At 61.2% G+C, this 23,683-nt stretch carries 22 protein-coding genes; 14 read left to right on the top strand and 8 right to left on the bottom strand.

The window, feature by feature from the left end; genetic code table 11:
• Nucleotides 1-52 precede the first annotated feature (52 nt).
• Nucleotides 53-1,021: a nitrate ABC transporter substrate-binding protein gene (locus ACQY1P_RS05135; RefSeq protein WP_113110428.1), complete on the bottom strand. Its 969-nt coding sequence runs from the start codon at nucleotides 1,019-1,021 to the stop codon at nucleotides 53-55.
• Nucleotides 1,022-1,122: 101 nt separating this feature from the next.
• Between ACQY1P_RS05135 and ACQY1P_RS05130 the strand changes: the two genes are divergently transcribed.
• On the top strand, nucleotides 1,123-2,451 hold the full coding sequence (locus ACQY1P_RS05130) for a PLP-dependent aminotransferase family protein (protein WP_430253277.1): 1,329 nt from the start codon (nucleotides 1,123-1,125) through the stop codon (nucleotides 2,449-2,451).
• Nucleotides 2,452-2,458: 7 nt separating this feature from the next.
• Here the strand turns inward: ACQY1P_RS05130 and ACQY1P_RS05125 are convergent, their stop codons facing one another.
• Genes ACQY1P_RS05125 through tauA form a run of 3 tightly spaced genes read right to left on the bottom strand, consistent with a single transcriptional unit; the run spans nucleotide 2,459 to nucleotide 5,174 of the window.
• Entirely contained in the window at nucleotides 2,459-3,313 is an 855-nt protein-coding gene (locus tag ACQY1P_RS05125) for an ABC transporter permease subunit (RefSeq protein ID WP_430253275.1), read from the bottom strand.
• Nucleotides 3,310-4,107 (bottom strand): taurine ABC transporter ATP-binding protein, encoded by a 798-nt coding sequence (locus ACQY1P_RS05120; protein WP_430253931.1) that lies wholly within the window; start codon nucleotides 4,105-4,107, stop codon nucleotides 3,310-3,312. The genes ACQY1P_RS05125 and ACQY1P_RS05120 overlap by 4 nt, the downstream gene beginning before the upstream one ends.
• Before the next feature lie 59 nt (nucleotides 4,108-4,166).
• Nucleotides 4,167-5,174: a taurine ABC transporter substrate-binding protein gene (tauA, locus tag ACQY1P_RS05115; protein ID WP_062463170.1), complete on the bottom strand. Its 1,008-nt coding sequence runs from the start codon at nucleotides 5,172-5,174 to the stop codon at nucleotides 4,167-4,169.
• Nucleotides 5,175-5,391: 217 nt separating this feature from the next.
• On the opposite strand from tauA, the gene ACQY1P_RS05110 reads away from it, so the two are divergent.
• Both ACQY1P_RS05110 and ACQY1P_RS05105 read left to right on the top strand, forming a co-directional pair.
• Nucleotides 5,392-6,135 carry a sulfite exporter TauE/SafE family protein gene (locus tag ACQY1P_RS05110; RefSeq protein ID WP_062463167.1) on the top strand — a complete coding sequence of 248 codons (744 nt, stop codon included), beginning with the start codon at nucleotides 5,392-5,394 and terminating at the stop codon, nucleotides 6,133-6,135.
• A 27-nt stretch (nucleotides 6,136-6,162) separates the two neighbouring features.
• On the top strand, nucleotides 6,163-6,924 hold the full coding sequence (locus tag ACQY1P_RS05105) for an SDR family NAD(P)-dependent oxidoreductase (protein ID WP_430253272.1): 762 nt from the start codon (nucleotides 6,163-6,165) through the stop codon (nucleotides 6,922-6,924).
• Between the two features lie 69 nt (nucleotides 6,925-6,993).
• Here ACQY1P_RS05105 and ACQY1P_RS05100 read toward each other — a convergent pair whose 3' ends face one another.
• Nucleotides 6,994-8,376, bottom strand: a complete 1,383-nt coding sequence (locus ACQY1P_RS05100; protein WP_430253270.1) for an aspartate aminotransferase family protein — start codon at nucleotides 8,374-8,376, stop codon at nucleotides 6,994-6,996.
• Nucleotides 8,377-8,481: 105 nt separating this feature from the next.
• Nucleotides 8,482-10,047, bottom strand: a complete 1,566-nt coding sequence (locus ACQY1P_RS05095) for a PLP-dependent aminotransferase family protein (RefSeq protein ID WP_430253268.1) — start codon at nucleotides 10,045-10,047, stop codon at nucleotides 8,482-8,484.
• A gap of 421 nt (nucleotides 10,048-10,468) precedes the next feature.
• Between ACQY1P_RS05095 and ACQY1P_RS05090 the strand changes: the two genes are divergently transcribed.
• The 5 genes from ACQY1P_RS05090 to ACQY1P_RS05070 are packed head-to-tail and all read left to right on the top strand — an operon-like array spanning nucleotide 10,469 to nucleotide 16,681.
• The gene (locus ACQY1P_RS05090; RefSeq protein ID WP_430253266.1) at nucleotides 10,469-12,010 is read left to right on the top strand and encodes an ABC transporter substrate-binding protein; all 1,542 of its coding nucleotides are present in this window, start codon (nucleotides 10,469-10,471) and stop codon (nucleotides 12,008-12,010) included.
• A 10-nt stretch (nucleotides 12,011-12,020) separates the two neighbouring features.
• Nucleotides 12,021-12,974, top strand: a complete 954-nt coding sequence (locus ACQY1P_RS05085) for an ABC transporter permease (protein WP_430253264.1) — start codon at nucleotides 12,021-12,023, stop codon at nucleotides 12,972-12,974.
• Complete coding sequence (locus tag ACQY1P_RS05080) at nucleotides 12,971-14,893, top strand: dipeptide/oligopeptide/nickel ABC transporter permease/ATP-binding protein (RefSeq protein ID WP_325265746.1); 1,923 nt, start codon at nucleotides 12,971-12,973, stop codon at nucleotides 14,891-14,893. Before ACQY1P_RS05085 ends, ACQY1P_RS05080 begins: the two co-directional genes overlap by 4 nt.
• Nucleotides 14,890-15,858: an ABC transporter ATP-binding protein gene (locus ACQY1P_RS05075; protein WP_062463151.1), complete on the top strand. Its 969-nt coding sequence runs from the start codon at nucleotides 14,890-14,892 to the stop codon at nucleotides 15,856-15,858. Before ACQY1P_RS05080 ends, ACQY1P_RS05075 begins: the two co-directional genes overlap by 4 nt.
• A gap of 10 nt (nucleotides 15,859-15,868) precedes the next feature.
• Nucleotides 15,869-16,681, top strand: coding sequence for a creatininase family protein (locus ACQY1P_RS05070; RefSeq protein ID WP_430253262.1), 813 nt, complete (start codon nucleotides 15,869-15,871; stop codon nucleotides 16,679-16,681).
• Nucleotides 16,682-16,773: 92 nt separating this feature from the next.
• Here the strand turns inward: ACQY1P_RS05070 and ACQY1P_RS05065 are convergent, their stop codons facing one another.
• Nucleotides 16,774-17,691 (bottom strand): LysR family transcriptional regulator, encoded by a 918-nt coding sequence (locus ACQY1P_RS05065; protein WP_062463145.1) that lies wholly within the window; start codon nucleotides 17,689-17,691, stop codon nucleotides 16,774-16,776.
• Between the two features lie 129 nt (nucleotides 17,692-17,820).
• Between ACQY1P_RS05065 and ACQY1P_RS05060 the strand changes: the two genes are divergently transcribed.
• Nucleotides 17,821-18,753, top strand: coding sequence for a 2-hydroxyacid dehydrogenase (locus ACQY1P_RS05060; RefSeq protein WP_113110416.1), 933 nt, complete (start codon nucleotides 17,821-17,823; stop codon nucleotides 18,751-18,753).
• A 113-nt stretch (nucleotides 18,754-18,866) separates the two neighbouring features.
• Here the strand turns inward: ACQY1P_RS05060 and ACQY1P_RS05055 are convergent, their stop codons facing one another.
• Entirely contained in the window at nucleotides 18,867-19,061 is a 195-nt protein-coding gene (locus ACQY1P_RS05055) for a hypothetical protein (RefSeq protein WP_162728302.1), read from the bottom strand.
• 54 nt (nucleotides 19,062-19,115) lie between these two features.
• On the opposite strand from ACQY1P_RS05055, the gene ACQY1P_RS05050 reads away from it, so the two are divergent.
• Genes ACQY1P_RS05050 through ACQY1P_RS05030 form a run of 5 tightly spaced genes read left to right on the top strand, consistent with a single transcriptional unit; the run spans nucleotide 19,116 to nucleotide 23,633 of the window.
• Nucleotides 19,116-20,165: an ABC transporter substrate-binding protein gene (locus ACQY1P_RS05050; protein ID WP_062463139.1), complete on the top strand. Its 1,050-nt coding sequence runs from the start codon at nucleotides 19,116-19,118 to the stop codon at nucleotides 20,163-20,165.
• Between the two features lie 17 nt (nucleotides 20,166-20,182).
• Nucleotides 20,183-21,277: an ABC transporter ATP-binding protein gene (locus ACQY1P_RS05045; RefSeq protein ID WP_082476518.1), complete on the top strand. Its 1,095-nt coding sequence runs from the start codon at nucleotides 20,183-20,185 to the stop codon at nucleotides 21,275-21,277.
• Entirely contained in the window at nucleotides 21,274-22,143 is an 870-nt protein-coding gene (locus ACQY1P_RS05040; RefSeq protein WP_174196962.1) for an ABC transporter permease, read from the top strand. The genes ACQY1P_RS05045 and ACQY1P_RS05040 overlap by 4 nt, the downstream gene beginning before the upstream one ends.
• A gap of 2 nt (nucleotides 22,144-22,145) precedes the next feature.
• Complete coding sequence (locus tag ACQY1P_RS05035; RefSeq protein WP_062463133.1) at nucleotides 22,146-22,937, top strand: ABC transporter permease; 792 nt, start codon at nucleotides 22,146-22,148, stop codon at nucleotides 22,935-22,937.
• Nucleotides 22,938-22,964: 27 nt separating this feature from the next.
• A complete protein-coding gene (locus ACQY1P_RS05030; RefSeq protein WP_430253259.1) occupies nucleotides 22,965-23,633 on the top strand; it encodes an RraA family protein in 669 nt (222 codons plus the stop codon).
• Nucleotides 23,634-23,683 lie beyond the last annotated feature (50 nt).

The raw sequence follows: 23,683 nt of genomic DNA, 5'->3' as shown, positions 1-23,683 counted from the left end.
CCCTTGTTTTACGAATGCGTGTTTCTTCGGAACTTGCAGTTTCGGCGAGAGATCAGATCTGGTTGCCGTCCGTATCGAACTGGAAAAGCTCTTCCGGCATCATCTCGCGCTTCATGATGCCCTGCGCATGGAGCTCCTTGGCGAAGTCGCCAATCATCTTGCGGTTGGCAGCAAAGCCGCTGGCGTCCCACCCTTCAGGGAGTTCACGGGAGGTCTTGAGCACCTCATCGAACATCCACGGCGTGGTTTCCGCATACTTGCGGCGCTTCTCCGTCCACATTTTCTGGCTTTCATCAACGAGGCGGCTGATCTCGGCAATCACCCATGGATTTTCCGCCACAACCTCGGCCTTGATGCCGATCAGGTGCATGCCGGGCACATAACCGACGTCAGCGAAGTAGCGCTGCTCCTCGCTGCGAAAATCAGGAAGGACCTGACGGAAGGGCGAACCGGGTTCGAAATAGCCGTTCGGCATGAACGGTGTGAAAATCGCATCCAGCGCGCCTTCGCGCAGAAGGTCCACCATCGGCCGCTCGCCGGGGCATGCCTCGATCAGGCCGGGCTGCCCAAAACCATCAAGGCGGTCGGCGATCGGATGCGCTTCCGTCAGCCGTCCGGCATACCACATGGCATCCGTGACCTCGACACCTTCGCGGCGGATGGCGGCGCGGGTCCAGGTGTTGCCACTGTCTCGCCAGCCCGTGACCCCGATGCGCTTGCCGGCCAGTTGGCCAAGCGTGGTGATGTCGCTGTCGCCCATGGTCATGATGCAGCGGTGACGAAAGCCGCGCATGATGAAGTTGGGGATTCCGACAACGCTTTCATCGCCGTCGTGGCGCAGCTGGGTGTAGCGGCTGAAGGAGACCTCGGCCGCCTCGTGGTCCGGGTCCCTGCCGATATGCGACACCAGCGTCCCGATGCGATCGACCTGAAGATCAAGCTTGTCGGAAGAGACATCGCCCAGGACAAGCGGCGTTATGTAGTCCCAGTCACGGAGTGCAATTCGAAGGCGCAGTGTCATTTGAGTTACTCACGACAGAAATGCTGATAGGCCGAAGATAAAATGTTCAATTCGAAATGATCAAACGGTATTACGTTATTGAACATTTAAATGGTGACGAAATGAGCGATGCCTATAATTCGAGCTGGTTTGCTGAAAAATTGACCGATCGCTCAATTCGCGGAATAGCGTTGGAGACCAGCGCCTTAATCCGGGCCGGAGCGCTGCCGGTCGGCGCTAAGCTGCCTCCAATCCGCGATCTGGCATTTTCGCTGGGCGTGAGCCCCGCGACCATTTCGGAGGCCTGGAGCGAGCTTCGTCGCCAAAAGATCATCACCGGGCGCGGCCGTAACGGCACCTGGGTGAGTGGCGACAGCTTTGTCGCCAAGCCGGAGCGACTGGCCAGTGTCGGCCATTACGGTGCCGGCGTGCTGGACCTGACCATGGCCGTGCCCGACAGGGCGTTGCTGCCGGCGCTCGGGAATGCACTGGTTCATGCGGTATCGACGGAGAAGCTGAACAGCTACGAGCGCAGTCGCATCCTGCCGGAGCTTGAGGCAGACGTTCGCAGGACCTGGCCCTACGAGGCGGAGGCATTTCTGGCGACGAACGGCGGATATAACGCGGTCTACACGCTGATCCATGCGCTTGTGCCGCCAGGTGCCGCCGTTGCCATTGAAGAACCGACGGGCATGCGGCTTCTCGATATCCTCGAGGATCACGGCGCCAGGATCGTGCCGGTCGTCTGCGATTCCGACGGCCCCCTGCCCGCTTCCCTAAGGCAGGCAATGCTCAGCAAGCCGGTCGCCTTCATCTTCCAGCCAAGGCTGCACTCCGTGACTGGCCAGACCATGGCAACCCGGCGGCTCGAAGAACTTGCCGAGGAACTGCGGGATACCGACGTGCTGATCATCGAGGATGACGGCCTTGCGGATATTTCCGACGCGCCACGCCAGTCGCTCGGGGGCGTGTTCCCGGAGCGGGTCATCCATATCCTGTCCTACTCGAAGACCTTCGGGCCGGATCTCCGCCTGGCGGTCCTTTCCAGCACGCGCTTGATCATCGAGCAGATCCAGTCCTACCGGAGTTTCAGCTCTGGCTGGACAAGTCGCATCCTGCAGGGGGCAGCCGCCTGGCTGCTGCGCGACGAGACGACGGCAGAAGGCTTGAAGGAGGCACGCCGGCTCTACCAGGCGCGCCGCGACAATCTTGTCAGGGCTCTGGCAGAGCGTGACGTGATCGTGCCGTCAGGCGGTGGACTCTGTGCCTGGGTTCCCGTGGCATCGGAGCCATTCGCTCTCGTCACGCTTGCAGCGCGCGGCATTGCCGTCCACCCGGGCAAGAAGTTCGCTGTTCAGCCCACCCACCATCTGCGGGTGGCGACCAGCAACCTCACCGATCGATATGAAGAGGTGGCGGATGCGATAGCGCTGGCAGCCTCGGGTGGTTGAGTGCCTCCTAGGCCATGCCACGCCACGGAACCAGCTTCTTCTCCAGCCAGCGCATGGCAAATTCGAAGACCACCGCGAAGAAACCGATCACAAAGATGCCCATCAACACGATGTCGGTGCGCAGGAAGTTCGAAGCGTTGAGGACCATCTGGCCGACGCCCGTCGAGGCAGCCACCATTTCGGCGGCAACCAGCGTCGTCCAGCCGACACCCATACCGATCCTCAAACCGACCAGAATGTCGGGAAGCGCCGCCGGCAGGATCACGAAGCTCAGCAGCTGCAGGCGGCTGGCGCCCAGTGCACGCGCAGCGTTGATCTGGTCGGACGAGGCGGCCAGCACACCGGCGCGCGCGGCCAGCGCCACCGGTGCGAAACAGGCGAGGAAGATCAGCAAAACCTTGGAGGTCTCGCCGATGCCGAACCAGATGATCACCAGCGGCAGATAGGCGAGCGGAGGCAGCGGCCGGTAAAATTCGATGAAGGGGTCGAACATGGCACGGATAGCCGGGCTGATGCCCATGCCGAGGCCGACGGGAATGCCGATCAGTGCCGCGAGCAGAAAGGCGAAAACGACCCGGAACAGGCTCATCGCCACATGTTCCGTCAGCGGCGCCCCGTCAATTCGTCCATCGATCGCATCGGAAAACGCCTTGAGCACCGTCTCCGGCTTCGGCAGGAACAGCGGCTTGACCAGGCCGAGATGGGTGACGACCAGCCAGACGGCCAGCATGAAGGCCACCATCAGCAGGCTGATCAGGCCGATCTGCAGGCCGCTGAGCGGCCTTCTGCGACGGATTTTCTTGGGCTGCCTGCGGGCCGGGATGGCTGCCGTTACCGAATGACTTTCCGAGAGATCGTTCATGCTGCGGCATCCCGTGCCATCCCATCTCCCTGGTGGATGGCGGCAAGCACTTCCTCGCGAACAGCGATGAAGTCCGGCGAGGATTTTAACGCCCGCGCATTACCGCTTTCGAGGAACCGCCTGCTGAACTCCAGCGGCATGATCCTGGCTATTCGGCCGGGTCTCGGCGTCATGATGATCAGCCTGGTGGCAAGGAAAATGGCCTCCTCGACATCATGGGTGATGAAGAAAGCCATCTTGCTGGTCTTTGCCCAGACGCCGAGGATCAACTCCTGCACCTGCTCACGGGTAAAGGCGTCGAGCGCGCCAAGCGGCTCGTCCATCAAAAGCATGCGCGGATCGGCTGCCAGCGCGCGGGCGATTCCGACGCGTTGCTGCATGCCGCCCGAAAGTTCGTAGATCTTCTTTTCGGCAGAACCGTCGAGCCTGACGAGATCGAGCATGTGGCGGGCACGCTGGAGCCGCTCCGCTTTTGGCATGCCCTGCATGCGCAAGCCAAACGCCACGTTCTCGACGACGGACAACCAAGGCATCAGTGCGTGGCGCTGGAATACCACGCCGCGATCGGGGCCGGGTCCGCTCACCGGTTTCCCGTCGATCAAGATCGTGCCGTCAGTCACCGGCCGGAAACCGGCGATGCAGGAAAGAAGCGTGGTCTTGCCGCAGCCGGAGGCACCGAGCGCCACGACGAATTCTCCTGGTCCGATATCGAGATCGATACGCGAGAGCGCGACAGTGCCGCTTTCGCCTTCTCCGTAGTGGACGCTTACATTGCGGATCTGAAGCATCGGGATCACTCCGTCAGAAGCTGTACCGGACCGAAATCCTCGGCCCGGCCTTTAAGAAACGTCGCTTACTTGGCGGCTGACTTCACATATTTGTCGGTCACGAAGGCCGCATAGTCGGGAGCGAGATCGGTGACACGGCCCTGTTCCTTGAGGAACTCGGAGGTCGATTGCAGAGCCTTGGCGGCACCGCCGCCAAGCCAGGCCGCCGACGCCTGTTCCTCAAGTGGCGGGAATTTGTAGGCGGCCATGCCGGCCGGAACGTCGGCGGCGTTCGCGCCGGTCCATTTGACGACAGCGCGAACCTCAGTGGAGTCCGGCGTCCAGGCGGCCTTGTTCTTGGCGTAGTCCGCGTCGGAGGCGGCCAGGAGCTTGACGAAGGTCGTCATGAACTCGGCATTGGCGTCGGCGAACTCGTCGGTGACGACGATCCCGTCAAAGGTCGCCTTGCCCTTGGCGGCGAAATCGCCCGCACTGGCGATGACGGTGCCGCTTTTTCTGGCGACATCGAGAACCGGTGCCCAGATAAATGTCGCATCGATGTCACCGCGTTCCCACGCGGCGGCGATTTCCGGCGGCCGCATGTTGAGCAGCTTGACGTCCTTGGACGAAAGGCCGGCTTCTGAGAGCGCATACATCAGTTGGTAATGCGAGGTCGACACGAACGGCACGGCAACCGTCTTGCCCTTGAGGTCTGCGATCGTCTTGATGTTGCTGCCGTTGCGGGCCACCAGCTGCTCGGCATTTGCGATGTCGTCGAGGATCCAGAACAGCTTGATCGGCAGGCCCTGGGAAGCTGCCGCCGCAACCGGCGAGGAACCAGCTTCGCCCATATTGACGTCACCGGACGACATGGCGCGGATGACGTCGCCACCCCCACCGAACTTCACCCATTTGATCTTGTAGCCGGTTTCGGCCTCGAGCTTGCCGGATTCCATCAGCACGCGGATGGGGGTCATCATGTCCTGATAGGCGAATGTCAGGCTTTTGTCCGCCGCCGAGGCGGTGACGGATGCGCCGAACACCATGCTGCAGGCCATGGCCACGGATGCGAATGCTTTGCTCAGGCGCTTCATGAACTTCACTCCTAAAAGAGGACCGGAAACTACCCGCATTAAGCGTGAAGCAATTGCCATGCCGAAAGAGCCAGTTGCGGCGATTTGACAGCCATCTGGCCCTGTGCATGTCGACTGGCCCCATCGTTGCTGCCGTCTGGCTCTCACCGGCATTGGCCCGTTTGCCTAGACCGGTCCGCAGAAGTGGCTCGGCAGCCGCTCTGGCTTGGGAGGGGAAATGGAGGCGCTGGCAATTGCAATCGTGACGATCGGCGCGGGCGGATTTCGCGGCGTGACCGGCTTCGGTTACGCGATGGTCGCCTCACTTGGGATCTCGGGGGCGATGATGCTGCCGGCCGTCAGCGTGCCATTCATTCTGTTCAACGATTTGCTTCTGACAGGCTTCACATTGCTCAATCGCAAGCATGGTGCGATTGACTGGGTTGCGGGCCGCATTCTTCTTCTCTCGGGTCTGTGCGGCGCCATCTGCGGCGGATTGCTGGCAGCACGGCTCGACGGAGACATCGCCCGGATGATGGTCGCGATTATCGTCGCGCTTACGGCCTGCGTGGCCATGATCCGCAATCCACCCAGTTGGCTGGCCGGCCGATCCATCGGCATGCTGATAGGTTTTACCGTCGGACTGCTGCTATCAGCCTTTGCCGTCGGCGGGCCGCTGGCGGCCGCATGGCTGCTGGCCGGCGGAACGCAGCGGCTATATGTTCGCGGCACATTGGCGGTCTTTTTCGGCGTCGTCGATCTCGCCAGCCTCGTCAGCCGTTTTTTTCTCGGCACGATCGATCTGCAGCTCATGCAACTGCTTGCCTTCTATTTCCCGCTGACGCTCGCCGGTTTCGGTGTCGGCTTTTTCCTGTCACGCCGAATGTCACCGGAGCTTTGGCATAGAGTATCGTCCGGCGGTCTGGTTCTGATCGCCACCATCGGCCTTGTCCAAGCCATCGGCGCATTCCTCGCCGTCTGATTTCTGATCCCCCGAAAGGAACCTATCATGTCGAAAACCGCCCTCATTACCGGCGCCACCGCGGGCTTCGGCGAGGCCATCGCCCGGCGTTTCGTGGCCGAAGGCTGGAACGTCATCGTCACCGGCCGGCGAAAGGATCGTCTCGATCAGCTCGTCCTTGAACTGGGAGGAGAGGCCCGCGCCATCGGTATCTGTTTTGACATCCGGGATGAGGCAGCCACGCGCGCGGCACTCGGGTCGCTGCCCTTGGAGTTCCAGGCGATCGATGCCCTGATCAACAATGCCGGTCTGGCGCTTGGCACCGGCATGGCCGATACCTGCGATCTTGCCGAATGGAAAACGATGATCGACACCAATATCACCGGTCTCGTCACCATCACCCGGCTTCTGCTAGAAACGCTGGTCGCGCGTCGCGGGCTTGTGGTCAACCTGGCGTCGATCGCGGCGAACTGGCCCTATCCCGGCGGCAACGTCTATGGTGCCAGCAAGGCCTTCGTGCGCCAGTTCTCGCTGGGCCTGCGCAGCGACCTTTCGAGCAAGGGCATACGCGTGACGTCGATCGAGCCGGGGCTGTCGGAAAGTGAGTTTACCCTGGTGCGCACCGGCGGCGATCAGGCGTCCTACGACCGACTGTATCAGGGCGCCAATCCGCTGCAGCCGGAGGACATCGCCGAAACCATCTACTGGGTCTCCAGCCTGCCGGCGCATGTCAACATCAACAGCCTCGAAGTCATGCCGGTCAGCCAGTCCTGGGCGCCGTTCCAGGTTCATCGCGAACAGACGGCCTGATCAGCCAATGAACAAGGGCCCGGTCAATCATGGCGAGCCCTTGTCTGGAACGGAAACCGTGCGCAGCTGTCAGCCGAACACTTTTGTCAGCGCCCGATCGACAGTGGATGTGATCGCGTCGATATCGGCGGCCGTCGCGATCAAGGCCGGGCTGAAGCACAGCGTGTTGTTCAAGCCTGGCAGCGACCTATTGGTCGCGCCGATAATGACGCCATCGCTCAAGCAGGCACCGATGACTGCCTGAACCTGTTTTTCCTCGACGGGTGTCTTCGACTGCCGGTCGCTGACCAGTTCCGCACCGCAGAAAAGACCCAGACCCCGGACATCGCCGATTACCGCGTGGCATTCTTGCAGCTCCCGCAGGTTGGCGCGCATGCGTTCACCCATGCGGGTGGTGTTTTCCAACAGCTCTTCCTCTTCGATGATGCGCATGTTTTCCAGCGCAGCAACCGGCCCGGCAACACAGCCGCCAAACGTCGAGATGTCGCGGAAATAGGACATCGGGTCCGATGGGTCGTCCTTGAAGAGGTCGAAAACCTTTTCATGGGTGACGGTGCAGGAAATCGCCGCATAACCGGAGGCGACGCCTTTTGCCATGGTCACGAAATCAGGTTCGACGCCGAAATGCTGGTAACCGAACCATTTCCCGGTGCGGCCGATCCCGCAGACAACCTCGTCGATATGGAGGAGAATGTCGTATTTCCGGCAGATTTCGTGGACCCGGGGCCAATAGCCGTCGGGTGGAACGATGACGCCGCCGCCGGCTGTGACGGGTTCGAGGCAGAGCGCGCCGATCGTCTGCGGCCCCTCCCGCAGGATGACCTCTTCGATGGCGTCGGCGGCACGCTCGCCGTAGTTGTCGATGTCACCATACTGGCCGCGGTATTCGAGGCAATGCGGCACCTCGACGAAACCCTCGGGCAGCGGTCCGTACTGTTCGCGCCGTTCCGGCTGGCCGCCAGCCGCCAGCGTGCCGAGCGTGGTGCCGTGGTAATCGCGTTCGCGGTAGAGGATCTTGTATTTCTGGCCGCCATGATGACGATGCGAAATCTGCCGCACCATCTTGAAGACCTTCTCATTGGCCTCCGATCCTGAATTCGAATAATAGACGCGGCTCATGCCCGGCATCTTTTCGATCAGCTTTTGCGCAAAAAGCGCGCCGGCGACGGAGCCAGCGGAATTGGCGAAATAGTTGAGCTTGACCAGCTGATCGCGGACCGCGTCGGCAATGCTTTCCCGGCCAAAGCCGACATTGACTGTCCACACGCCGCCGGAAAGCGCATCCAGATATTCACGTCCGGTCGCATCCCAGACCCGCATGCCGCGTCCCTCGACGAAAATGCGCGGATCGGCCGTCTCGAAGGTCTTGTGCTGGGTCAAATGGTGCCAGACATGGGCGCGGTCGGCTTCGATCACGGCCTGGATATCGTTGGGCAATATCGCCGAATTCATGGGGCATCTCCTTGAACGTGGAATGTCCGCATAGCACGGCCCCGCAGCCGAGTGATGGCGCAACCCGCTCTGGCACCATCGAATGTCCGTTCTGGACCCACGGCGTCAGGGAGCACTCAAGGCCGGATGGAGGGAGGCGACCGCTCGACGTGACGCCGATGGCGCGACGGTTGGTCGGGACGGCTCAACGAATGGCGCCAGGCGCGACAGACCCGCCTCGATGCGGTTTGCCGAAATCGAACCGAAGCCGAGCCGGAAGAGGCGGCGGCCGTGCGCCGGATCGCTGAAGAAAATGTCGCCCGCTTCGACCAGGATGCCCGCCTGCTGGGCTGCCTCCATCATGCGGCGGGCGTCAAAACCCTTCGGTCCCTCGATCCAGAAGCTTGTCGCTCCCTCGCCGCGCGTCACCGTGCAGGATGGCAGCAGATGCGGAAGGCATTCGGAGATGATCCGCGCCCTTTCCAGCATCACGGTTCCGGTGCGGTTGAGGTGCTGGCGGTAGTGACCGAGCGCGATGAAGTTTGCGAGCGCACGCTGGTTGTTGGTGGGCGGATGGCGCAGCATCAGGCGGCGCAGCACGCGCAGCTCGTCAATGACCGGGCGCGGCGCAACGATGTAGCCCACCCGCAATCCCGGCGCGAGCACCTTGGAAAAGCTGCCGACATAGATGACCCGACCATCGCTATCCAGGCTCTTGAGCGAGGGGATGTCACCATCGCTTTCAATCGAAAGATCGGCCTCGTAATCGTCTTCCACAATCAGGACATCATCGACACGCGCCGCCTGCAGCAACATTTTGCGGCGTTCGAGCGGCATCACCGACGTGGTCGGGCATTGGTGGCTGACGGTCAGGAAGGCGACGTTGCTGCGCGCAAAATCCGCATCCGGGATCACGCCCTGGCGGTCGAGGTTAAGGCAGACGATGTTCGATGTCGCGAGGCTCACCATGTTGCGCACATCCGGGTAACCCGGATCCTCGATGCCGGCCGCAGTGCGGCGGCTGACCAGCAGCTGCACGAGCATCGACAGGGCCTGCTGCGAGCCGATCGTCACGATGATCTCGCCAGCACCGGCAAAGATGCCGCGACGCGGAAGGACCTGGCTGCGCAATTGTTCGACCAGATCCGGGTCGTCATCATCGATCATGTCTCCCGCCCAGCCCTGGATCTCCCTGACACTGGACGCAGCGCGCACGGCTTCGCGCCAGTTGTTGGTCGGAAAGAGTGCCGGGTCATATTGCCCGAACAGGAAGGGATAGGGATAATCCAACCAGTCCCGCGGCTTGCAGATCTGCCGTTGTGCGGAAGGCCGGATAGCAAACCGTGCCTGCCACTGGCCGAACGAACCCGACGGCGGCTGGTTGACCATCGGTGCCGCTCCGCCGGCCGCCACGAAAATGCCGCTGCGCTCCTTCGAGATCAGAAAACCTTCGTCGGTCAGCAACTGGTAGGCCGTCGTGACCGTGTTGCGGGCAATGCCCAGAAGGGCCGCGAGCTGTCGCGTCGATGGCAATCGCGTATTGCGACTGAGCACACCAGTCTCGATGGCATTGACGATCATGCGGCGGATCTGCAGGTTGAGAGCCTGCCCGTCCTTGTTCAAGGCACCGAACAGGCGCCGCCATGTGACATCCGTGACCGATTGCTGGCGCTGGTTTTTCAAAGTCTTCATGGCATGTGCGAAGCAAAGAACGGGCCAGTTCTCACCCTGTCGGTTACGGCTGATTGCAATATCCCCCTCCTCCGCCAAACCGGGAATGGGAACGGCCTAAGCGCGGGTGTTTTGACCAACGCGCCGCCTTGAGACCTTCCGTATCGGTAGCCGCACCGGAGAAGTAACTGCACCGATTGGCCCATCAGAATAGGGATCGCGGAAAATAATGTTCGCATTCTTGTTTGCTAGGGCGCGCGATCTGATTACGATTTGTGCATTAGAATCAATTGGTAAATTATCAGGCAAACCCGTCTGATGGTGGCCGGCAAAGAAATCTATATTCCACCAAAATTTTTTCGATTGGACACCAGACGGCTTCGACGCTGGACTGATGGAACAACCGAAGCCGCATTTTCCCTCCAACAAACCCGAGGTATCTGTGACACCTTCCGACTGCCTGTCCCCCACCAGACGCGGTGTACTGATCAGCCTCGGCGCTGGCATTGTCGCGATGACCTTGCCGCACGGCACGCTTGCCCAGACACCGCCCTCCGTGTTGAAGTTCGGCCTCTCGACCTTCCCGCCGACCATCAAGCCCTTCGATAATACCGGGGGCGCTGCCAACACCGTCAAGCTGATGCTGTACCGCGGATTGATGGGTTACGACGCGAGCGGCAAGCTGGTGACCGAACTGGCCGAAAGCTTCTCATGGACCGACCCAACCACTGTCGTTTTCAAGCTGCGCTCGAACGCCGTCTTTCACGACGGCAGCCCGGTGACTTCGGCGGACGTTGCCTTCTCGCTGAACGAGATCACCAAGAATGGCTCCACAGCCTTTCTGAAAAGCGATCTCAAGATCATTTCTGCTGTCGAGGCGGTCGACGACAAAACGGTCAAGATCAACCTGAAAGCGCCGAGCGCCATTTTCCTTGACCTGTTGGCCAGCTATTGCTGCCCGGTAGTTTCGAAGAAAAGCACCGACAGAGAGACGATCGGCGCCGGCCCCTTTACGTTGAAGGGCAGCGAAAAGAACGTATATATCGAAGTTGCGCGCTTCAAAGACTTCTACATGGCCGACCAGCCGCGGGTCGAGGGCATCCGCTTCGTCGCCTATGCCGACGAAAACCTGCGTTATGCAGCACTGGAAGCCGGTGACGTCGACCTGATCGAATATCTTCCCTGGACGCAGTTCGACACGGTCGAGGCATCCAAGACGCTGAAGATGAAGGCCACGCTGGGACCATTCATGTTCCTGCTGTTCAACGTTACCAGCGGCCCATTTGCCAATCCCAAGGTGCGTCAGGCGGTTGGCTACGCAATCGAACGCCAGGATGTGGTCGATGCTGCCTTTGCCGGACGAGGCGAACCGCTGTTTGGTTTCCCGAACCCACGCGGCTCCAAATTTGATCTCGCCGATCCGGCCCATGAATGGAAATACGATGTCGAGAAAGCCAAGGCGCTGCTTGCCGAGGCGGGATATGCAAACGGCTTCGAATGCCGGCTACTGGCAACGGCCACCTACGGCATGCACCAGGACACCGCCTCCGTCGTCCAGGCCTATCTCGGCGCCATCGGCATCAATGCGACGCTCGATCTGCCCGACTGGGGCACCCGCGTGACGGCCGGCAAGGAAGGCAAATATGACATCGCAGTCCACGGGACGTCGGGCAATTACAACGACCCCGATGCACTCTGGTCTCTGCTCTATTCCGGCAATCCGTCCTATCTGCAATCCTTCGGTTTCAAAAGTGCGCGCATAGACGGCCTGCTGGAACAGGGCCGCAACGAGGTCGATCCGGACAAGCGCAAAGCCATCTACCAACAGCTGGTCGTCGCCTATTACGAGGAGGTACCGCAGGTTCCACTGAACTGGCGCATCCAGGCCTATGCCATGAAGCAGTCGGTCGAAGGGTTCGAGCAGTTGCCGGGCTTCCTCAGCGGTTCATCGGGTTACGCGCTCGACGAGACGAAATTCGCATAAGGAGCGCTGCATGCTGGCCTTCATTTCTCGTCGCATGGCAGCAGCTGCTGCCATGCTGCTGGTCATCGGCACGATCATCTTTTCGCTTCTCATCATCGTACCGGGTGACCCGGCCGAACTGCTGCTGTCGACCGGCGGCGGTTCCGCTTCCGCAGAAGCCATCGCCAATCTGCGGGTCAATATGGGCCTCGACAAGCCGGTCCTCACGCAATACGTGACCTTCCTTTACAATACTGCGCGGCTGGATTTCGGGACGTCGATTGTCGACAACGGCTCGATTTCCTCGGTCATCGCCCTGCGCCTTCCGCGCACGCTCGAAATCATCATCGCCGGCACGATTTTCGCGCTGTTGCTGGCCATTCCCGCGGGCACGGCGGCCGGATTGCGGGCAGGCGGAAAATTCGACATTGCCGCCTCCGCCATCAATGCGCTTCTGACCTCGATTCCGGGCTTCGTGCTCGGCACGCTATTCATCTTTTTCTTCGCACAGGTCCTGGGCTGGCTGCCGGCCGGCGGTTATGTCGCCTTCGCGGCCAATCCGATGCAGCATCTTCAGATGCTGGTTCTGCCCGCATTGACCGTCGGCCTGCACCTGGCGACGATCGTGTTTCGCATGACCCGGGCGAGCGTGCTGGAAATGCGGGGGCACGACTGGGTGCGCACCGCCGTGGCCAAGGGACTTCGCCGCAAGCGGGTGGTTCGCCGACACATCCTCTACAATGCGCTCGGACCGATCATCACCGTCGTCGGCCTGCAACTCGGCATCCTTCTCGGCTCTACCGTCCTTGTCGAGTTCATCTACAACTGGCCCGGCCTTAGTGGCCTGCTGGTTTCCGCGGTCGAACAACGCGATTACCCGACGGTCCGCGCCGTAATTCTGACCGTCGCGGCCATCTTCATCGGTATCAATCTCGTGATCGATATCCTGTCCTCGCTGCTTGATCCGAGGATCCGCCTGCAATGATGTCAGTCCGAAATTTTCCCAAGCGCATGATCCTGCCCAGCCTGTTTCTGGCAGCCTTGATCATCATTCCCTTTGCCGCCCCGCTGATCACTGCCGACGATCCAGTCAAGATCGCTGTTCGCTATCGGCTCGCCGCCCCTGACCTGGAGCATTGGCTGGGTCGGGACGAATTCGGCCGCGATCGGCTGGCCCGCGTGCTGTACGGCGGCCAGGTATCGCTGACTGTCGCTTTTGTGGCGACCACCATTGCCTGCATCATCGGTACCTTTTTTGGTCTGGTCGGCGCCTATTTCCGTGGACCCTCGGAATTCGTGACGAGCCGGTTATCCGACATCGTGCTCTGTTTCCCGCCCATCCTTCTGGCGCTGCTCGTCGTCACCCTGTTCGGACCGGGCAGCGTCACGCTGGTTGCCGTGCTCTCGGTCCTGTATTTTCCGACCTTTGCGCGCATTACCTTTTCCGAGGCACTGCGGGTTACCTCCCTTGATTTCGTCGAAGCGTCCCGCGCGCTTGGCACGCCTTCGTACCGCATCGTTCTTGGAACCGTTCTGCCGAACATCGCCGGCCCCCTGTCGGTTCAGTATTCGCTGACGGCAGCAGCCGCGATCACAATCGAAAGCGGCCTGTCCTTCCTCGGCCTCGGCGTGGTGCCGCCGGCCCCCTCCTGGGGTCAGATGATCCGCGGTGCGCGTCAGTTCATGAACCAGGATCCGCTCGGCATCATGATCCCCTGCGCCGCTCTGGTGCTGACGATTTATGCCATCAACTTCTTTTGCGACCGCCTGCGCGACACACTGGACCCGAAAGGCGCTTCCAGCAGCAGCATGGATGAGGTTTCCAAGCCGAAGTCGCGGGCAAATGCGCCGACCATCAAAGACCCGGACGTGGTTGCCGTCATCAACAACCTTCGGCTCGAGACTGCGCATTTCGGAACACCTGCCGTTATCGAGGACGTTTCGCTTACTTTGCGTGCCAACCAGTGCACGGCACTTGTCGGCGAAAGCGGATCGGGAAAATCGCTCTCGTCTCTGGCGCTGATGGGCCTCCTGCCTGGCGCTATCCGGCAGGTAGGCGGCACGCTGCAGCTGCGACGCAAGTCTGACGAGGTTGTTGACCTCGGCTTTCTCGATGCCCGCAGGCTCGAGGACATCCGCGGCAACGACATCGCCATGATATTCCAAGAGCCGATGACCTCGCTCAATCCGATCCACAAGATCAGCGACCAGCTGATCGAGGCCATCACCGCGCATCGGCCGATGTCGAAGTCCGACGCCCGCGCCCATGCAATCGCGCTCCTGAAGCGCGTGGGCATGAACGACGCCGAGCGGCGGATCGACAGCTACCCCGACCAGATGTCGGGTGGCATGCGCCAGCGCGTCATGATCGGAATGGCGCTGAGCTGCGAACCGCGCCTGCTGATCGCAGACGAGCCGACCACCGCGCTCGACGTGACGATCCAGGCGGAGATCATCGAACTGCTGCAAACCCTGCGGCAGGATCAGGGGAACGGGCTCAGCCTGCTGTTCATCAGCCACAATCTCGGTGTCGTTGGAGATATCGCCGACCGCGTGGCGGTGATGTATTCGGGCCTGATCGTGGAGGAGGGTCCCGCCGCGCAAATCCTGCGCGATCCGCACCACCCCTATACACGTGCCCTGATCGAAAGCATGCCGTCCTCGCATGAAGAGCTGAACTCGGCCCGTGGTGACCGGCTTCCAGCAATTTCAGGCACGCCACCGCTACCATCTGCCCGCCCCTCGGGCTGCACGTTCCGTGACCGCTGTCCAATCGCGTTGCCGGCCTGCGCCCACATCCGGCCGGCCCTTTATCCGAGCGCAGACGGCGAACGCGCCGTGCGCTGCCTGCGGGCGCCGGAAGCACCGGCGGGCGTGATGAACCACCAGACGGAGGCCGCATGACAGCCGCACCCCTTCTCGACGTCCGCAATCTGAAGAAGAGCTATTCGATCGGACGCAGTGGTCTTTTTTCCAAGCGATCACTCAAGGTGCTGCATGATGTCAGCTTCAGCGTCGCACCGGGCGAAGTGCTCGGCCTCGTCGGCGAAAGCGGCTCCGGGAAAAGCACGATCGGCCGCGCGATCCTGCGGCTGATCGAGTCGCAAAGCGACGTGATGCGTTTCGACGGACAGGACCTGAACAGCATTTCGCCTGTCCGGATGCGCAGCCTGCGCAAGCAGATGCAGATCATCTTCCAGGACCCTTATGCCAGCCTCGACCCTCGCAAGACCATCCGGGCGGTGCTGTCGGAGGCGCTCGACGCACACGGCTTGCACAAGGGTGCTGCCCGGGTGCCGCGCCTGATCGAACTCGTCACGCTGGTCGGCCTGGATCCGAGCTTCCTCGACCGCCGCCCGCACGAATTTTCTGGCGGGCAGCGGCAACGCATCGGCATTGCCCGCGCGCTTGCCGTCGAGCCGAGCTTCATTGTCTGCGACGAAGCCGTGTCGGCGCTGGACGTCTCCATCCAGGCGCAGGTGCTGAACCTTCTGGCCGACCTGCGTGCCAAGACCGGTGTATCGCTCATGTTCATCAGCCACGATCTTTCGGTGGTGCGCTACATTTCCGACCGGGTGATGGTGCTTTATCTCGGCCGCGTCATGGAGGTCGGTCCTGCCGATCAGGTCCATTTTTCACCCAAACATCCTTATACGGCGGCGCTTGTTTCGGCCGAACCAAGCCTGCACCGCGAGAACCGCCGCATCCGGCTGACCGGCGAGATCCCCTCGCCGCTCGTCCTGCCCTCCGGCTGCATCTTCCGCAGCCGCTGTCCCTATGCCCAGCCCGCCTGTGCCGAGACCGTCCCGCCGTTGCAAACGGTTGGCGATCAACACCAGTCGGCCTGTCTCAGAACCGACATACTGTAAGGAAATCACCATGCTGACTGAAAAGATCAAGATCGCTGAACTGACCAGCGAAGAAGCCCGCCAGTTTCTCAACGACGATGCCGTCATCCTCCTGCCAATGGGATCGCTGGAAGACCAGGGAACCCATGCGCCGATGGGCGACTATCTCGCCGCCGAAGCCGTCGCACTCGACATAGCCCGCGCCGCACGTGCCGAAGGCATCCCAACCTTCATCGCGCCTGTCATCCCGTTCGGCGGCGCCGATTATTTCGGCTCCTCACATGGGGGCATAGCGGTCAGCCAATCAACGCTTGTTGCCTTGCTGGACGACATGTTTGCCAGTCTGGCCCGTCACGGATTGACCAAGCTGTTGGTCATCAACGGTCATGGCGGCAATGTCGGAGCGATCAATGACGTCTCCCTGAAATGGCGCCAGACCAACGGCATGTTCGTGGCTTCGATGTATCTGTGGCAGATCAGCTATGAAATACTGAAAGAGATCCTCGGCCCGGTAGCGGCTGCAAAGTCCTCCGGCCATGGCGGGGATCCGCTGACATCGGTCGGCTTACATTATTACCCCGATATCCTGCGCATGGACCTGGCACAGTCGCCGCCGAAGGACCAGAAAGCGATGGGTGTGGATGTGGCGGGCTTTGCCGCGCTGAAATACGCTGGCGCTCGTCTGCAGGCACCGATCGAGGCCATGGAAACAGCGCCGCATGGCGTATGGGGCGGCGATCCGGTATTTTGTTCAGCCGAAACCGGCGCGGCGCTGACCGAGCGCTTGGTCAAAATCGGCTCCGGCTTCATACGCGATCACGTTTCCAAGCGCTATGCCGCCTGATGACTTGCTGTCTGGAGTGCGGCACCAGTTGGTGCCGCACTCCAAAAAAAATCCGTGCCATGACCGGGGTTGTGGTGCGATCTTCTGGAAACTCAGGTCTTGCGAAAGCTGACATAACGCGGATGGGCCGCGACCCATTCCTCGGCAGCCTGTCGGGCCAGCTGGAATATTTGCTCCGTCTGCGCCTTGCGCGCTCTGTTTTGATGGACGCAGCGGATATCGAGAGGGGCAAGCTGAACGGTGGTCGGGATCTCGACCAGCATTCCGGTGGCAATTTCCGGCTCTAGCGACACCAACGGCATTGCCGAGGCGCCGTAGCCGGCCCTGACCATCTCACAGATGGTGGCGAGCGAATTGCCGGTGTGGCGAGAATTGGGGCGTCGTTTCGTCTCTTCTATCAGGTCGGCGACAGGGCCGAACAGGGGCGATGTATGCGGGTAAAGGACCAGAGGCAACTCACGCAATTCATCCGGTGTCAGCGGGCGCTTGATCTCGCCGACCACGTCCGGCCTAGCCACCCAACCGACATGATACTGGACCGAGAAGCTATCCTCGATTTGCGGCAACCCGGCCTCTCCGGTAACGAACGCCATGTCCAGCGCGCCAGACTTGACCATCGGTCGCAGATCGAGATTGGCGCCCGAATAGAAATCGACCAGCGGGGGATCCGGAAGGGCAGCAATCTTGTGGCGCAGGGTAACGGCCCACGTCTGGGTGACCATGGAAACAACGCCGATCGTATAACGTCGTTTTTGCTTCGACTTCAGACGGCTCGTCAACGTCTCACTGAGATTGAGAAAGGTCTCGGCATATTCGGCGACCTCATGCCCTTGCTCAGTCAGAGTGAAATCGGATTGGGCACGATCAATAAGAGGAATGCCCAAACTATCCTCGAGCCCTGATATGCGCGCCGATACAGCCGGTTGCGTCAGACCGATATGATCGGCAACGCGTTGATAGCTCTTGAGACGCGTGAGCCAGTAGAAGGCTTCAAGCTGTTTAAAATTCATGACTTGAACCTAACGGAAACCAACCGAAAAACTCCATAAAAAAATTCTATGAGAGCGACAGGAATTTTTGCTTTGACCCGCACGCCCGTCCTGCAGTGAATGGGAGGCATAAGCCAATGAGGATGCTCCATGAACATTGTCGTTTCGCTACCAGCCGCAGACAAGACGGAATGGTGGTGCCAGATGCTGCGCGATCTGATGCCGGACTGGAATGTCTACCCGATAGACCAAGTGCCTGATCCCGATGCCGTCACCTATTCGGTGCTCTGGCGGCCGGCGACCGGCTCCATGAAACCGTTCCGAAACCTGAAGGCGATCGTCTCGCTGGGGGCCGGCATCGACCACGTCCTGGCAGATGAGCAATTGCCGATACACGTGCCGATCATTCGCACCGTCGGCACCGATCTGACGCAGCGGATGAAGGAGTATGTCGCCCTCCACGTCCTGCGCCACCACCGCGAACTGCCGGCCATCCAGGCCAACCAGGCCCGCCAGCTCTGGGAGCAGATCGTCGTGCCACCCGCCCCTCAGCGCCGCGTCGGCGTGATGGGACTGGGCAATCTTGGTGCCGCCGCGGCCGATCTTTTGAAACAGATCGGCTTCGAAGTGCGCGGCTGGTCACGATCCCCGAAGGATCTGCCCGGCATCCAGTGCTTTTCCGGCAGCGAAGGATTTGGGGCGTTTCTGGAAGGCACGGAAATCCTTGTCTGCCTGTTGCCCCTGACCGAAAGTACACGCGGCATTCTCAATGTCGACACGTTTAATCGCTTGAAGCGCGGCGCCAGCATCGTCAACGCGGCACGGGGTCCGCACCTGGTCGACAGCGACCTTGTCGACGCCCTGAATTCGGGCCAGATCAGCAGTGCGACACTCGATGTCTTCCATGTCGAGCCGCTTCCCAAAACGCATCCGTTCTGGACCAATCCGAAGATCACCGTCACGCCGCATGTCGCCTCGCTGATCGACGCTCCGACAGGTAGCAAAATTGTCGCGAAGAACATCCGGACCTTCCAGGAAACCGGGACAGTCGCCGATCTCGCGGACGCAAAACGCGGCTACTAGCCCATAGATTTTTCTTGGGGACTACTCTCATCCCTTCGGTTGCCACTGCGTGACCGAAGGGCTTTTTTGTTCAAATAATCATCACAATCCAGTCTTTTAGTGCGGCAATCGGATTAAATAACTGCCTGTTTTTCATCCAAAATTTTTCTGATGCAAGACACAAGAAATTTCGATTGGACAACGGTGGCCGCAGATCGTTGCATCAGGGGCAGTGGATCGTTCGATAAGCCCTCCAGCTTTGCCGGGATAGGACCAACCGTCGCGGAGAAGGCTCCAGCAGATTCACATTTCACCGTGCTGCCTGCCATGCTGGCAGCCGCCTCGACAAACCGGGCCGCTTCACCCGACAGGAGAATGTGCCGATGATCACCCGCCTTCTTGCCTCCGTCGTCTTCGCCGCGCTGATCAGCACCACAGCTCCGGCCCACTCAGCCGATGTCTCAGGGGAGATCACCCTCACCGCCTATTCGGGGATCTTTCAGGACAAATACAACGAAGCGGTGATCAAGCCCTTTTTGGCGAAATACCCCGATGTGAAGGTCAACTATTTTCCTGCCGGCGCCTCCTCAGCAATGCTGGGAAACCTGCGTTCGCAGGCCGGTGACCCGCAGACCGACGTGGTGATCTTCGACGTTTCCACGTCGCTGATCGGCGACAAGGAAGGCCTGCTGGCACCCTTGACCAAGACCGACGTCCCCAACCTTGCCGACCTGCTGCCGCAGGCCATCGTCAAGGAAGGTTATGGCCCGGCCGTCACCTTCGACAATCTGGTGGTCATCTACAACAAGGAAGCCTTCCCAACGGCGCCGACCTCGCTCGAGGTTCTCTGGGACAAGGCCTATGCCGGAAAGATGGCCGTCACCTCGATGCCCTCCATCCTCGGCTCCGGCCTGATGGTGATGACGTCTGCCATGCTGGGTGAAGACTATACCAAGTCAGTCAAACAGTCCGTCGCCAAGCTTGCCGAGATGGCGCCCGGCGTGCAGACCTTCGACCCCAAGCCCGACGCCTACACCCTGGTCATCAACGGAACCGATGTGCTGGGGACCGGCTGGAATGCCCGCAGCCAGTATTATGCCGACGAATCGAAGGGCAAGCTGGGCGTGATGCTGCCGAAGGAAGGCACTATCCTGCAGATCAACACCATCAATCTTGTAAAGGGCGCCAAGAACCCGGTCGCGGCAAAGGCCTTCATCGATTATGCGCTATCGCCGGAAGCACAGGCAGCCTTTACGGAAGCGATGTTCTACGCGCCGGTGAATGCCAAGGCAAAGGTCAGCCCCGAGGCCAGGGCCCGTACGGTTGCCGGCCAGCTCGACAAGACACTGCCGCTCGACTGGGCTTGGGCCGCCACAAAATCGGATGAATGGAACCAGCTCTGGAAGCGCCAGATCATCTCGGCCGGCAAGTGAAACAGCAGGACGAACCCATGTCCCTCGCCTCAACGCCCGCCCATATCCGCATCGACAAGCTGACCTTTGACTATGGCGGCGAACGCCCGGCCGTCGACACCTTGTCCTTCGATATCGCCAAGGGCGAATTCATCGGGCTTTTGGGTCCGTCCGGCTGTGGCAAGTCCACCACGCTGCGGATGGTTGCCGGGCTTCTGGCACCGACGTCCGGACAGATCATCATGGGCGGCGAGGACATCGTGTCTCGCCCCCCGTGGGAGCGCAATCTCGGCCTGGTGTTCCAGTCCTATGCGCTGTTTCCACACATGACGGTGGCGCAGAACGTCGCCTTTGGCCTGCGGCTGCGCAAGGTCGGCAAGGAGGAAAGTGCAGCCCGGGTTGCCGAGGCACTGCGTGCGGTACGGCTTGAAGGATTTGGCAATCGCCGCCCGGCCGAGTTGTCGGGAGGCCAGCAACAGCGCGTCGCGATTGCCCGCGCCATCGTCATCGAGCCGGAAATCCTGCTGCTCGACGAACCGTTGTCGAACCTCGACGCCCGCCTGCGCGACGAAATGCGCTTCGAGATCCGAGACATCCAGTCCCGCACCGGCATCACCACATTGTTCGTCACCCACGACCAGCAGGAAGCACTGACCATGTGCGACCGGATCGCGGTGATGAATGGCGGCAAGCTGGAACAGATCGGAACTCCGGTCGAGATCTACGACAAACCTGCAACGCCCTTCGTCGCCGGGTTCATCGGCCGCGCCAACAGCGTGCCGGCGACCCTAAGTCTCGGAACGGGTGGGCCGCGCCTCGATCACGAAGGACAGGCGCTGCCCGCGCCGGACCTCCAGGAATTGCCTGCAGATGCTGGTGATGGCGCCAAATTGGCCGCCATGGTCCGGCCACATGCCATTCAGCTTTCCAGGCCGGATGGCGATGGCCTGACGGCACGCGTCAACCGCAGCGTGTTCGTCGGCAGCGTGATCGAGGTTGAGCTTGAGCTCGCCGGTGGCCAGAAGCTGGTGGCCGAACTTCGGCCCGGCAGCGAGGAAGCCCAACTCGCACAACCGGGTGCAGACGTCGCACTCACCTGGCGCACCACCGACATGCGGATCTTTGCCGCATGAACCGCTTCACCGTTCCCGGAACCAGCACGAGAATGACACCCTGGCTGCTTCTCGCACCGGTGCTGCTCGTGCTGACGATTTCCTTCATTGGCCCCATCCTGTGGCTGTTCCGCATGTCGCTGAACATTTCCGACTACGGCGCCATTACCAAGGCCATCAGCCTGCAGACCTATATCGGCATCCTCCAGGACAGCTACTATCTGGATCTGCTCGGCCGGACACTGCAGCTGTCGATCACCTGCTCCGTGGTCGCACTGCTCCTGGCCTATCCGATGGCCCTTTCGCTGTCGCGGATGACGTCGCGCTGGCGCACGCCGCTGACCGTGCTGGCTGCCTCGCCGCTGCTGATCTCGGCTGTGGTGCGGTCGTTCGGCTGGCTGGTGACCTTGGGAGATGCCGGCCCCGTCAATCACCTGCTGCGGGTGATGGGACTTATCAGCGAGCCGCTGCGGATGGTCAATAATTACTCGGGTGTGATCATCGGCCTGTCGGAAAGCATCATGCCCTACATGTTTCTCACCATCGCGGCGGGACTCGGCAAACTCGACAGACGCCTCGACGATGCCGCCATGTCGCTCGGCGCACCGCCCCAGAAGGTCTTCTGGCACGTCACGCTGCCACTCAGCTTGCCGGCCATCCTTGCCGGGCTGACGATCGGCTTCGTGCTGTGCGTCTCGTCTTTCATCACACCGTCCCTGCTGGGCGGCGGCCGTGTGTTTCTGCTGGCAACCGAGGTTTATGACCTTGCCCTCGTTTCGCTCGACTGGCCGACGGCGGCGGCTTTGTCCTTCCTTATGCTGGCGTTTTTCGTCCTCGCCATGGGATTGACCGGCCTCGTGCTGCGACTGCTGACCCGGAGGACATAGACATGACGAAATTCCTCTCCTTCATCTCTCGCACCTATGTCACGCTGGTCTTCTGCATCGTCTTCATGCCGATGGCGATCATCCTCGTCATCTCCTTCAGCGCAGATAGCTACCTGTCCTTCCCGCCTTCGGGCTGGAGCCTGAAGTGGTATGGAACGGTGCTCGGCAATACTAGCTTCATGCAGGGCTTCCGCAACAGCGCCATCATCGCAGTCATCGTTGCGGCGCTCAGCCTCGCCCTTGGGCTACCGGCCGCCTATGCGCTGGTGCGTCTGGACTTTCCCGGCCGGGCCCTGATCCGCAGCCTGGTCATCGCGCCGCTCGTTTTGCCGGCGATGATGCTGGGTCTCGGCATCCTGATGGTGTTCACACCGGCCGGACTGGTGGCAACCTATCCCGGCCTGGTGCTGGCGCATCTGGTGATGACGCTGCCCTTCAGCATCCGCATCCTGCAGACGTCCCTAAGCAATCTCGGCACAGATGTCGACGAGGCGGCGATGACGCTCGGCGCCCGGCCTCTGCAGGTCTTCATGCAGATCACCCTGCCGCGGCTGACACCCGGTGTGATCGCCTCCAGCGCCATCGCGCTCATCCTGTCTTTCGACGAGATCGTGCTGTCGCTGTTCATCGTCGGGCCGCGGCTGCAGACGCTGCCGGTCGCGCTCTACCGTTATGTGGACGAGCGCACCGATCCGATGGTGGCCGTGCTAGCGGTTTTGATGATCGCCCTTTCGCTTGCCATCGTCCTCGTCGTCGAACGCAGCGTCGGTTTCGCCAAGGCCTTTGGCCGCTAACTTCCACACCCCAGATTGGATCCGAAAATGGCTTACAAAATCAACCCAATGCCGGCACAGATCGCCAAGCAGGACCTGGACCTGCTGGCGCAGGTCGAAACCGCGACGCTCGGCCACTGGCGGCATTTCGGCTTCCTGCACCGGCAGATCCAGCCGCTGATCCCGGGCCGCCGCGTTGTCGGCACCGCCGTCACCATCGCCATCCCCGGGCCGGACTCCACGCTGCTGCACCATATCCTCAGCCTCATCCGGCCGGGCGATTTCGTCATCGTCGACCGGCTGCACGATGACCGGTACGCTTGCTGGGGCGGCGGGGTGACGGTCGGTGCCAAGGCCGCGGGCGCCGTCGGGGCGGTGGTCGACGGACCCTGCACGGACCTTGAAGAAATCGTCCAGTCGGATTTCCCGATGTGGTGCCGCGGCACTTCGCCGATTACCACGCGCATCTACGATCTCGGCGGAGCGATCAATGTTCCGGTATCGGTCGGCAACACCGTCGTCATGCCGGGTTATGCCGTTTTGGCCGACGAGAGCGGCGTCATCGTGCTGCCACCGGAGGAAGTGGCCTCGGAGGCACAGAAGGCCATCGACATCCAGATTCGCGGCAAGTCGCGCGAGGCCAGTGTTCGCGAAACCGGCGTCAAGCTCGGCGATCTGTCGGGTGCCACGGCCAAAGTTCTGGCCAATCTGATCTGAACCATGCTTTCTAGCCGGAGTATCTTCACCGGCTAGTCTCCTGCGCCGGC

It is taken from the genome of Neorhizobium sp. DAR64872/K0K18, assembly GCF_050500175.1.
GTDB classification, from domain to species: Bacteria; Pseudomonadota; Alphaproteobacteria; order Rhizobiales; family Rhizobiaceae; genus Neorhizobium; species Neorhizobium soli.
Note: the sequence above shows the minus strand (reverse complement) of the source record. Positions and strands in the feature narration are given on the sequence as shown.